The organism is Desulfovibrio gilichinskyi, from assembly GCF_900177375.1.
Classification (GTDB): domain Bacteria; phylum Desulfobacterota; class Desulfovibrionia; order Desulfovibrionales; family Desulfovibrionaceae; genus Maridesulfovibrio; species Maridesulfovibrio gilichinskyi.
In genome coordinates this window covers 305,090-317,288 of the sequence record NZ_FWZU01000004.1, presented here as the reverse complement: position 1 = coordinate 317,288, position 12,199 = coordinate 305,090, and the positions used below count along the sequence as shown (strand labels likewise).

General features: G+C 44.3%; 8 protein-coding genes. 6 read left to right on the top strand and 2 right to left on the bottom strand.

The annotated features are described in order from the left end of the window. Window positions 1-81 precede the first annotated feature (81 nt). Complete coding sequence (gene aprA / locus B9N78_RS12990) at window positions 82-2,073, bottom strand: adenylyl-sulfate reductase subunit alpha (protein WP_085102957.1); 1,992 nt, start codon at window positions 2,071-2,073, stop codon at window positions 82-84. Window positions 2,074-2,141: 68 nt separating this feature from the next. Beyond that, window positions 2,142-2,627, bottom strand: a complete 486-nt coding sequence (gene aprB / locus B9N78_RS12985) for an adenylyl-sulfate reductase subunit beta (RefSeq protein ID WP_085102955.1) — start codon at window positions 2,625-2,627, stop codon at window positions 2,142-2,144. 889 nt (window positions 2,628-3,516) lie between these two features. Here aprB and sat point away from each other — a divergent pair. From sat to argJ, 6 genes are all read left to right on the top strand, one after another. After that, window positions 3,517-4,794: a sulfate adenylyltransferase gene (gene sat, locus B9N78_RS12975; RefSeq protein WP_085102952.1), complete on the top strand. Its 1,278-nt coding sequence runs from the start codon at window positions 3,517-3,519 to the stop codon at window positions 4,792-4,794. A gap of 179 nt (window positions 4,795-4,973) precedes the next feature. Then, the gene (locus tag B9N78_RS12970; protein WP_085102950.1) at window positions 4,974-6,626 is read left to right on the top strand and encodes a chorismate mutase; all 1,653 of its coding nucleotides are present in this window, start codon (window positions 4,974-4,976) and stop codon (window positions 6,624-6,626) included. Next, entirely contained in the window at window positions 6,619-6,852 is a 234-nt protein-coding gene (locus B9N78_RS12965) for a hypothetical protein (RefSeq protein ID WP_245805552.1), read from the top strand. Before B9N78_RS12970 ends, B9N78_RS12965 begins: the two co-directional genes overlap by 8 nt. A 64-nt stretch (window positions 6,853-6,916) precedes the next feature. After that, window positions 6,917-8,833, top strand: coding sequence for an aconitate hydratase (locus B9N78_RS12960; protein WP_085102946.1), 1,917 nt, complete (start codon window positions 6,917-6,919; stop codon window positions 8,831-8,833). A 101-nt stretch (window positions 8,834-8,934) separates the two neighbouring features. Continuing rightward, window positions 8,935-10,839, top strand: coding sequence for a peptidylprolyl isomerase (locus B9N78_RS12955; protein WP_085102945.1), 1,905 nt, complete (start codon window positions 8,935-8,937; stop codon window positions 10,837-10,839). A gap of 155 nt (window positions 10,840-10,994) precedes the next feature. Continuing rightward, a complete protein-coding gene (argJ, locus tag B9N78_RS12950) occupies window positions 10,995-12,179 on the top strand; it encodes a bifunctional glutamate N-acetyltransferase/amino-acid acetyltransferase ArgJ (protein ID WP_085102943.1) in 1,185 nt (394 codons plus the stop codon). The last annotated feature ends 20 nt before the right edge of the window (window positions 12,180-12,199 follow it).

Below are 12,199 nucleotides of genomic sequence, written 5' to 3'. Positions count from 1 at the left end.
ATTCAGACCATTTCAGCGCGTCCGCCAGATGAGAACGGCTGCGAGCCGTAAAGCTCGCAGCCGCGTAGTGTCATGCCTATATTAAACAGGAATGATCTGGTGGTATGCTTTTTTGTAAATAAGGGTTTCGCCTTTTTCTACATCGTATTTGGAGTTTACGAAGCATTTCCAGTTTGAGTCGTCAAGACCCATGAAGTCTCCGCGGTAGTAGAATCCAGGATAACGGGATTCTTCGCGGAAGCTGATGTGCTGCATGTGCAGGCGTACAGTCCACAGTCTGTGGAACTGTTCCCAACAACGCATCAATTCGTGGAGGTCACGTGCTGCCAATTTCAAGCTATCTTCTTCAAGCATTCCAAGAAGTTTGAAACCTGTGTCAAGAAGAGCACCGGAAGTAACATACATGGTTCCACAACCACCACCGTATTCATCGGTGCACTTTACGAGGCGCATCATGAAGTTTTTAGGGGTGATGTAGTTAGGGTTGACCACTGGGTCAGTAGAGATGGATTTACCTGCTTCGTAAGTATACCAAGGCTGGTACAATTCTTTAGCGAGGTCTTTAATATTTTCTTTCAAAGTTGGTTTGAAATCTTTGTGATCTACACACCAACGAACCATCTGCTTACCAACAATACGGCCTTCAGCATGTGAACCGGATGAGAACTTATGACCAGAAGCACCAACACCGTCAGCGCAGGTGAAGAGGCCATTAACAGTTGTCATACGGTTGTATACTTTACCGTTGTCAGCTTTAACTTTGTATTCTTCAGGAACCCATTCTTCGTCTGGTCCGGAAACCCAGATACCGCAGCAACCGGAATGAGAACCGAGGAGGTAAGGTTCAGTAGGCATGATTTCGGAACCGGATTTTTCTGGTTCGATATTCATAGAAGCCCAGAGGTTGGCCTGGCCAACACACATGTCAAGGAAATCTTCCCATGCTTCAGATTCGAGGTGTTTCTGTTCAGCAGGACTGAGATCTTTGAAAGTGTTCTGAAGTGCAGTAGCGGTATCCATATAGATAGGACCGCGACCTTCGCGCATTTCGCGAAGCATCATGTGGTTACGCAGACAAGTAGGAATAACATGTCCTTTAGCGTATCCGCGATCTTCATAAGGTTTGAGCATTGCGCGGTTTGTTTCGCAATAGTCTTCACCTTTGTAGTTAGTTGCTTTAGCTTTGAAAAGCAGGAACCATGCACCAACTGGTCCGTAACCGTCTTTAAAACGAGCAGGTACGAAGCGGTTTTCCATCATGGTCATTTCAGCGCCAACCTGAGCACACATGGTGTATGTGGAACCTGCGTTCCATACTGGATACCATGCACGACCCATACCTTCACCAGTGGAACGAGGACGGTATACGTTAACAGCACCACCGCAAGCTACTACAGCTGCGTTGCATTTGAATACGTATACTTTGTTTTCACGAGTGGAGAAACCAACAGCACCAGCGATGCGGTTTGGCTGTTTAGCGTCGAGAAGCATTTTAACGATGAAGATACGTTCCATATAGTTATCTTCGCCGAGAGCCATTTTAGCTGCTTCAGCAACGATACACTTGTAGGATTCACCGTTGATCATCATCTGCCAACGTCCGGAACGAACGCAAGCATCGCCGTTACGCAGGGAGAGGCCAGCAGCCTTTGCCTGAGCACCGTCGAGGTTTTTACCATCTTTTTTGATCCAGCAAGGAAGGCCCCACTCTTCAAAAAGATGGACGGAATCATCAACGTGACGACCTAAGTCAAAGATAAGGTCTTCACGGACGATGCCCATGAGGTCGGTACGAACCATGCGGACGTAATCGTCAGCATTGTTTTCACCAAGATATGTGTTGATAGCGGAAAGACCCTGTGCAACAGCACCGGAACGTTCCATAGCGGCTTTATCGAGAAGCATGATAGAAAGATTTCCACCAACTTTTTCGATCCAACGGCATGCTTCGTAAGCAACACCGCAGTTACCCATACCACCACCGACGAGAAGAAGATCTACGTCTTTTTCTATAAGTTCTGGTTCTGCAAGTGCAACGCCCTTTGCAGCTTCTTTAGTAGGGAGCAGAGGCATGTGTCCTCCTTAGTATGTTACAAATTTCTTAGATTTAATCAAAAATGTTGATAACAACAAATTAATGATTAAAGCAGATCCTTTATTACTAAAGTCTTACCTGCATCGCCAACTTCAGTCTTAGTTCCGGAAACAACCTGCGGTTTAGCAAGTTCAGTTTCGGTAAAGAGAAGTTCGTTATCCAGATCAGATGGTTCAGGCTTACCTGCGTAAGGTTTGATTGAACCTTCAGGAGTAGTACGGATAGGAAACTTGAAACGCTTAACATTTCCGTTACGGAATTTAACAGTCCACATGATGTCTTCAGCAGAGCGCATGGGGATAGAAGTTCCGCCCATAGGAGCGAAGTCGCCATAAGGACGAGCTTCGATAGCGCCCTGAGGACAAATTTTCACGCAGGAGTAACACTCCCAACATGCTTCTGGTTCCTGGTTGTAAGCCCGCATTTCTTCGGGGTCCAATATCATGAGATCATTAGGGCAGATGTACATACAGGCGGTTTTTTCTCCACCCTTGCAGCCATCACACTTTTCTGGATTGACAAAGGTCGGCATACCTAGTCCTCCTAAAAGTTAAAGTTATCAATCACCGACAACATCCTTAACCATTTATATTCTTGCCTTTAAATTCAAGGCCTGTGGTCAATTGACTACCAAGCCCGACAAAAGGTGTCAAGACGAAAGTGAAATTTAGAACAAGCTCTTTTCAACGAACCGTTGTATTTGTGAAAAAACACAATATCTAGCTAGAGCAGCTGGGGACGCAAAACCATAAAAAGCCTTAACGGCGTCTTTGAATTTTCCATCTTCATGAGCTTTTAGTTCATTCCCACCTTTTAATGCAAGCCTTTTTTTAAGTTTGTTGAACATATTTATTTTTTTATATAACAGTATGTAATTACGAATTATTCTTTTTATTTTTGCTAGAACTTATCTAGACTATATTTTAAAATAGTCTTTATAAAAGCTAAACAAAGTGCCGTTTTTGTGACTTTTGATTATTATTTTAAAGTCTGAATAATAATCAAGCTTTTTAATTTTAAATCTTCACAACATGAAAGAATAGAGTTATGATTTTCACATTGGGTTAAAATGCACTTTATATTACTATAACTGCTCAAGTTAATACACCTTAATTACTTTTGCTCTTATCTTGAAGACTCCTATTACTGAAAAAATCAGTCCTCTTTCCATTTTACCCTTGACATTTCTTTCACAAAGGATTCATAAGTCCATTTAGGAATTATGAATAAGCAAATAACGAGGCATCTTTGCTTCGAAGTAAGCTTTCTTATAATACTTTGTTGTAAAATTTCGTTCTGCGGACCATGCCTTCTATATAATATGAAGAGCAAGCCCTAATAAATATGGGGCAGAGATATATTCCTCGCGGTTCCGCGGACAGGCCCAGGTGTTGAAAATAATTACAAGTAAGGAGACACACATGTCTAAGCTCGTAGCCCCTCACGGTGGAAAAGGCCTCGTATGCTGCCTTCTCGAAGGCGCAGAACTCGCAGCAGAACAGAAAAAAGCTGCTGGTCTTAAACAGATCGAAATTTCCGGACGTGCTAAGGGTGACCTTATCATGATGGGTTGTGGTGGTTTCAGCCCGCTTAACGGCTTTATGAAAAAAGCTGACTGGAAAGGCGTTTGTGAAAATTTTCTGATGGCAGACGGTACATTCTGGCCAGTTCCAGTAACACTTGATGTAGACGAAAACGTTAAAGTCGGCGAAGAAATTGCTCTCGTCCGTAAAGGCGAAGTATACGCTACCATGAAAATCGAAGAAGTCTATGAAATGACTGAAGAAGATAAGAAATGGGAATGCGAAAAAGTATTCAAAGGTGAAGGCGAAGAATCTGCTGATGACGTTTTCTGGAAAATCGCTCTTGAAGACCATCCTGGTGTTAAGATGGTTATGGCTCAGAAGAAATTCAACATTGCTGGTCCTGTTAAAGTTCTTTCCGAAGGCGAATATCCTGTACAGTACAAAGGTGTTTACCTCCGTCCTGCTGAAACTCGTGCTGCTTTTGAAGAAAAAGGCTGGTCCACTGTTTCCGCACTTCAGCTTCGTAACCCAATGCATCGTTCACACGAATTCCTCGCTAAGATTTCTATTGAAGTCTGCGACGGTTGCTTGATCCACTCTTTGATCGGTAACCTGAAACCAGGAGATATTCCTGCTGACGTTCGTGTTAAAGCTATCGATACTCTCGTTGAAAAATACTTTGTTAAAGACAACGTAATTCAAGCTGGTTACCCTCTTGATATGCGTTATGCCGGTCCTCGTGAAGGTCTGCTCCACGCAACTTTCCGTCAGAACTACGGTGTTAACAGAATGTTGATCGGTCGTGACCACGCTGGTGTTGGTGACTTCTACGGCTTATTTGAAGCTCAGGAAATCTTCGACAAAATTCCTTACGCTAAAGAAGCTTGTCCAGAACCAGGTAAAGCTCTTCTTTGTCAGCCAATGAAAATTGACTGGACCTTCTACTGCTACAAATGTGACGGTATGGCATCTCTGCGTACTTGTCCTCATACTAAAGAAGATCGCGTTATCCTTTCCGGAACTAAACTCCGTAAAGCTCTTTCTGACGGTGCTGAAGTCGCTGACCATTTCGGTCGTGAAGAAGTTCTCGTCATTCTCCGTGCTTACTATGAAGGCCTCACCGAAAAGGTTGAAGTCAAAATGCAGGGCGCAGCTTCCGGCGACGCAATGTAATTAAAGTAGTACCACTACTTGCTTTTATAGGGAGGAGGCGGTCACCGCTTCCTCCCTTTTTTTTAGTTTTTTACAACTGGATATAATCAGTATATATTGTCCCCCCTTTGGGGCTTGCTCATCGGCGGATTTCAGGCTAGAAAGGCGTTCTTCCCTATATCACACATCAGGAACAAAAAATGCCCAATTACAAAAAATTCGATAGCCAAGGTGACGACTCACCGCGCAGACCTTCCCTGCTTCAAGAAATTAAAGATCTGGACGAACGCCTAATTTCACTGATTTCACGCAGAAATAACCTTATGGGTAAAGCTGCAGCTAAAAGAAGATTGAAAGGTTTACCTCTTGGCGACCCGGACATGGAAAGACGTATCTTTGAAACATGGACCACAGAAGCTACAGATAAAAAATTTAATATCAAAGCTGCCCGCAGAGTTTTTGAACAGCTCAATGCTCTTGCATATACGTGCGTTGCCAAACCTGAAAACCGCAATCTGCCTTCTTACGCACTTTCACCACCGAGAAGACCTGTAAAGGTTGTTATTGACGGACCATGTTCACTTTTCCAGTCTCAGCTATGGATTGCTCTTGCAGCAATGTGCTCCGCCGATGCTAAAATGTCCCCTCTATCTGTTAATGATCAACTGACAGAGCTGGCAAAAGCTTTCAATCAGGCTGGTGCGCATATATCATGGGAAAATGACACCATTGAATCACGCGCTTCCGAAGACGGTGTATCCTTTGAGGATAAACTGGTTTTTGCCGGTGATGATGAAATGACCATGTTTTTAGTACTTGCATTCGGGCTGAAATCTCCGGGCAAGTTCAAAATAGCTGGTGGAACAATTCTCAAGCAGTACGACTCAAGACCATTGACCGCGTTGCTGGCTCCTCTTGGTGCCCGCCTCAATACTCTTGATCTTCAGAGTCACGGATTGCCGGCCAGACTTGAATGCGGCGGAAACTTGGTATCTTCTCTCACAGTTACCGAGGATACTCCTCCTAAATTTGCAGCGGCACTAACCCTTGCAGCTTGGACATACCCTAAAGGACTGACACTTAACTTTGAAAAAGACTGGTCTGGAATTTCAGAAATTCGCGATGCGGTTGATGTTCTGAACGCTTGCGGAATCAAAGCGGATCTGACTGATACATCATGTACTGTTCATCCGACCAAGACATTTTCATTCCCAGAACAGCCAAGCATTGCTTTGGACCCGGAACTGAGTGCAGCTCTACTTTCAATCCCTGCTTTCGCAGGCGGAAATGTAACAATCAAAGGAACATGGCCGAAGACTTCCCCTAAAGCAAAAGATGCTCTTAAGGCTCTTACTTTAGGCGGTTTGGTTGTGAAAGTTTCCGACACAGAAATCAGTTCGACCAAGGGTGATCAACCACAGTCAGTCAATATTGACTTCGGACAGGCTTCAAAACTTTTCCCAATCGGAATTGCACTGGCTGTAAACTCCGGAACAGAATGTTCGCTTCAGGGAATTAACGATACCGCCTTATTTGAACAGGGAATTGAGCTGCTCGAACGGTTGGGACTCCAATACGCCCGCACTGAAAACGGAGTTCAAATAACCCCCGGCAGATTACAGTGGGAAGATGCATGGAATGCACCGACTCCTTATTTCGGAATAGCACTTGGACTGATGGCTTGGATTCGTCCCGGACTTTCCCTGCTGAACCCGGGCGACATCACCGAATTATGGCCTCGTTACTGGACTCTGTACAACAGTCTCCCGGAAATAGACGGGCTGAAAGACCCTGAGGTTAAAGATCGCAATGATGACGCAAAATCAAACAGAAGAAGAATCAAAATTGATTAGTATTCCTGAAATCGAAGAGGCTATTGAGTCCTTTAAAAAAGAACTTGAAGCTTGCAAAGATAGAATTCAGGAACTTCTCAAGGGCGAAGATCCTGCTAAAGGAATTTATTTTGCTCAAGAAATCTTTGAAAGTCAGAGAGATAAACTTCGTCTGGAAGTTGAAATCACCTCTCGTCGAAATAAAATTAATCGGATAAAACTCGGCACAACCGAATTAGAATCCTAAATCATATCGGACAGTCTTATTTATCTTTAAATTGCAATAGAGTATCAGCTACTTTGGAGGCATCATGGGTTTTAATATTACTGAGAAAATTATTTCCAGCCATTTAGTAAGCGGCAAAATGGAACCGGGCTCTGAAATCGGGCTTAAAATTGACCAGACATTAACTCAAGATGCCACTGGTACTATGGCCTATCTGCAATTTGAAGCCATGGGTATTGATAAAGTTCAAACGGACCTTTCTGTAAGTTATGTTGACCACAATACATTACAGATGGGATTCCGTAATCCTGATGACCATCAGTACCTCAGAACTGTAGCAGCTAAACATGGCGTTGTTTTCTCTCCTGCAGGAACAGGCATATGCCATCAACTGCACCTTGAGAACTTCGCCAAACCTGGCGCAACTCTGATCGGTTCAGACAGTCACACTCCTACTGCCGGCGGACTCGGTTCTCTGGCTATGGGGGCAGGCGGACTATCTGTAGCACTTGCTATGGCAGGCCAGCCTTATTCCATCCCCATGCCTAAAGTTGTCAAAGTCGAATTGACTGGAGAACTTACCGGCTGGGCTACATCTAAAGATATTATCCTGCACCTCCTTGGACTGCTCACAGTCAAAGGAGGGGTAGGAAAAGTTTTTGAATTCGCAGGAGAAGGAGTTGCGACTCTATCCGTTCCTGAACGCGCTGTTATCACTAATATGGGAGCAGAACTCGGAGCGACAACCTCTATTTTCCCAAGTGACAGACAGACAGAAAAATTCCTCAAAGTCATGGGACGCATAGAAGATTTCAGTGAGCTTATCGCTGACGATGATGCAACATATTCTGAAACAATCGTAATTAATCTCTCTGAGCTGGAACCGCTGGTTGCACAGCCGCACATGCCTGACCGTGTTGTGACCGTAAAATCACTTGCCGGACTTGAAGTCAGTCAGGCGGCTATAGGCTCATGCACCAACTCTTCATATTCAGACCTCAAGACAACTGCGCTCATTTTGACAGATCACCAGCTTCCTCAGGGAGTTGACCTCATGATCTCTCCCGGATCGAAACAGGTTTTAAAAATGCTCGCATCTGAAGGATTAATTGCTCCGCTGCTTGATTCAGGAGCCAGACTTCTTGAATGTACTTGCGGACCCTGCATCGGAATGGGCGGTTCACCAGTCTCAGCCGGTGTCAGCGTAAGGACTTTCAACCGCAACTTTGAAGGCCGCAGCGGAACTCAAGATGCAAAAATTTATTTGGTATCCCCTCAGACGGCAGCCAATCTTGCACTTGCCGGTAAATTCACTGATCCTGCAACCTGGGGAACTCCTCCTGCAAAAATTGACTTTCCGGCGGAAATTCCTTCCATTCGCCACCTTTTCATATTCCCGCCTGAAAACGGTGAAAATGTTAAACTCATTCGTGGACCTAATATTGTCCCTCTTGAGAGTTTTTCAGCTTTATCTGAAAAGATCACTTCTAAAGTGCTTCTTAAAGTCGGTGACGATATTACAACCGACCATATTCTCCCTGCCGGAGCGCAAATAACAGCTTTGCGTTCTAACATTCCAGCTATCAGCGAATACATTTTCAGCCGTGTTGACGAAAACTTTGTTGACAGAATGAAAAAATCTGACAGCGGTATAATCCTTGGCGGTGAGAACTACGGACAAGGCTCAAGCCGCGAACACGCTGCACTCGGACCACGTCACCTTGGAGTTGTAGCTGTCATTGTTAAGTCACTTGCTCGCATTCACAGAGCAAATCTTATCAATTTCGGCATCCTGCCCCTTGTACTATCCGACAAGAGCGATTACGACAAACTATCCGAAGGAAGTGGATTGACTCTCGACACCACTACTCTGACTCCCGGCGGAGTGGCAGAAATGACTACAACCGACGGTCTCAAAGTTAAGGTCAAAAACGACCTTTCCGAAAAGGAACTGGCTATTATCATAGCCGGTGGTCTGCTCAACTATGTGGGCAGAAAATAGTAAATGAGAATGGCACCGCAATCGAATAATTTGATTGCGGTGCTTACATGCATACCAACATTTAAAGCAGTGCGAACTGCCAACTGGAGTACGGAGACGACATGCTGGACATTATGCGCCAAAAAGCCCAAGGATGGGGCATTAAAGTTTTATTCGGTATCATCATTCTGGTTTTCATTTTTGCCTTCGGCATGAGCGGATTTAACGGTAATACTGACCCGGTCATCGCTTATGTAAACGATGAGCCTATTCCAACTCAGGAATTTGTTAAAGTTTACCGCCAGACAGCAGAAATGCTTAGAGAACAAAATCCTAAGATTGATCCTGACAAACTCCAGTCTCCTGATTTTAAAAAAGCGATCCTGAATCAGCTGGTCAATTCAAAAATTCTTGAATCTGAAGCCAAACGCCTCGGAATCGGTATTTCAAACAGCGAACTCTACTACGAAATTAGTCAAGTGCCTGCTTTTGCAAGTTCCGATGGTAAATTTGATAAATCACTTTACCAGAGATATTTGCAGGGTAGACAAATGTCTGCTGCAACTTTTGAACAGGACATGCGTAACAGCTACTTGATTCAAAAGATTCAAGAATACGTAGCCATTCCGGCGGCGCCGACTGAAGCTCAGGCTCGTGCATTGTTCAACTGGGCTGGCGAAAGAGCCCAGATTGATTACTTTTATGTTTCCGGAGCAGACTTTTTAGAGAAAGCAAAAGTAACAGACTCTGAAATCGATGCTTACTACAAAGCTAATCCTAAAAACTTTACGATTCCTGCCAGCAGTATCGTTAAGTACATTTCATTCACTCCTGAAGAGTTGGCTGTGTATGAAGATGTCAGCCCTGATGAAATGAACAAGTATTACGCTGCCAATAAAGACAACTACAAACAGGATGCACAGGTTAAAGCCCGTCATATTCTTATACTTGTAGATGAAAAAGCCAGCCCTGATGAAATCAAAAAAGCTGAAGCTAAAATTGATAAAATCCTCGCGAAAGCAAAATCAGGACAGGATTTTGCCAAACTTGCTGAAAAATACTCTGAAGGACCAAGCAAGACTAAAGGCGGAGAGTTAGGCTGGTTCAGTCGCGGTTCAATGGTTAAACCTTTTGAAGAAGCCGCATTTAAACTTAAAAAAGGTGAAATCAGTAAGCCTGTACGTACACGCTTCGGATTTCATATTATTAAAGTAGAAGATACTCGCGAAGCCGGTCAGAAATCTTTTGATCAGGTAAAATCAGAAATAAAAACCACCCTTGCTCAGGAAAAAGCTTCTGATTCAATCAGCGCAAAGCTTGACCATGCACTCGACCTTGTCGCTTCAGGCATGAAACTCGACGCAATCGGTGCAGAGCTTGGAGTTGCAGTTCAGGAAAGCGAAAAAGCAACCCTTCAGAATCTTACCCGCGCGTTCGGAATGACTGAAGATGCAGCTAAATCTATAATTGAACTTCCCAAAGGTAGTTCAACTGAAATGCCTATTGCTGTAGAGAACGGTTACCTGATAGCTCAGAAAATTGAAGAAGTCCCTGCATCACTTCGTCCGCTTGAAAATGTTAAGAAGGACATCAAAGAATTCCTTTCTCAAAAGCAGGCCATGATGCTGGCACAGGCAAAAGCAACTGTAGTTATGGGCAAACTGTCCACCCCTGCTACTGCTGATCAGGAACTTGAGTCTATCAAGAAAGATCTTAAAACATCTGAATCTTTCGGAAGAGACGGTTTTATTCCAGGTCTCGGTATGAATCCGAAACTGGCTGAAATGGCATTTGCTTCAACCAAGGACACTTGGCTGCCGCAGGCTTTTGAACTCCCAGGCGGTTACATCGTTGCAAGACTTGATGAACGCATTCCACCAAGCGACGAGACATGGGAAAGCCAGAAAGAGGCAATCCTCGCAGGACTTGAACGCCAGCAGGCAAATGAAATAATTAATTCATTTATGCAGGAATTGCGATCCAAAGCAAAAGTTGAAGTTGTCCGCCCGGATTTACTTAATAATTAGTCGATAACTAGTGATTGATTAAAAGGTCTGTTCTCCCGGGAACAGACTTTTTTTTTACCAACAACTTTCTTGCAGATGGACCGTCAAACGCGTAACTATCTGCTTTATATTTCCAGCTTCCCAATAAGCGAACATAATAAATTGGAGATTCAGATATGCTATCCATCCCTAAAGGCTTTAAGTTTTCCTGTGTAAACTCAGGGTTAAGATATAAAAACAGACACGATTTGACTCTGATACTCAGCGACACTCCTGCTGTAGGAGCAGGAGTATTTACAAAAAATAAATTTCAAGCAGCCCCGGTCACTGTCTGCAAAGAGACCCTTAAGAACTCGACATGCGTGCGCGGAGCTTTGATCAATGCAGGGCAGGCGAATGCATGTACCGGCGAGGAAGGAATCGCTGATTGCAGAAAAACCCTCGAGCTGGTTGCAAAAGGATTAAATATTAAACCTTCCGAGCTGCTCCCGGCATCAACAGGAGTTATCGGACCACGGTTTGATATGGATAAGTGGGAGCTGGCAGCCCCCCGCCTTGTTGAATCCATTGGAGAAGCTAACCCTGTTCAGGCGGCTAAAGCCATCATGACTACTGACAAATTTCCTAAACTTGCATGGCAGTCAGTCGAATCCGGCACTGGAACAGCTAAGGTTCTGGGACTTTCTAAAGGGGCAGGCATGATCTGTCCCGACATGGCAACTTTACTCGGATTCATTATCTGTGATGCAGAAGTCGACCCAGTCTGGTGGCAAGAAGCTCTCAAACGGTGCATTGATAAATCTTTCAACTGCATTACCGTTGACGGTGACACAAGCACAAATGATACGATTTTAGCCTTTGCAAACGGAGCATCTGATTTCAAAGCAGATTCTGATGCGACACGGCAGGCTCTTGAAGCAGCGCTCCTTGATGTCTGCCAATCTCTATCATATATGATAATTCAGGACGCTGAAGGCGGAACAAAAGTCATGTCCATAAGTGTTTCAGGAGCGTTAAGCGATAATGACGCTAACCTTATGGCACGCGCAGTCGGTAATTCCCCGTTAGTCAAAACAGCACTTTTCGGCGAAGACCCTAACTGGGGCAGAATAGTAGCTGCGGCCGGTAGAAGCGGAGCAGAATTTAATCCAGAGAATCTGACTCTCCGCTTTGGGAAGATTACTGTTTTCGAAAAAGGCAAACCGGTTGAAGGCGATATGGACGCCCTGCTTGAACCGATCATGCGTAAGCAAGACATAGAAGTTATCATCACTCTGGGTGACGGAGACGGCAAAGCATCACTTTTGGCATCCGACTTCAGCAAAGAATATATAACTATCAACGCCGACTATCGGTCATAATCCGTATAATAAATATGTAT

Coding starts and splice junctions, on each gene's coding strand:
- aprA (WP_085102957.1), bottom strand. CDS start 2,073: ATGCCTCTGCTCCCTACTAAAGAAGCTGCAAAGGGCGTTGCACTTGCA.
- aprB (WP_085102955.1), bottom strand. CDS start 2,627: ATGCCGACCTTTGTCAATCCAGAAAAGTGTGATGGCTGCAAGGGTGGA.
- sat (WP_085102952.1), top strand. CDS start 3,517: ATGTCTAAGCTCGTAGCCCCTCACGGTGGAAAAGGCCTCGTATGCTGC.
- B9N78_RS12970 (WP_085102950.1), top strand. CDS start 4,974: ATGCCCAATTACAAAAAATTCGATAGCCAAGGTGACGACTCACCGCGC.
- B9N78_RS12960 (WP_085102946.1), top strand. CDS start 6,917: ATGGGTTTTAATATTACTGAGAAAATTATTTCCAGCCATTTAGTAAGC.
- B9N78_RS12955 (WP_085102945.1), top strand. CDS start 8,935: ATGCTGGACATTATGCGCCAAAAAGCCCAAGGATGGGGCATTAAAGTT.
- argJ (WP_085102943.1), top strand. CDS start 10,995: ATGCTATCCATCCCTAAAGGCTTTAAGTTTTCCTGTGTAAACTCAGGG.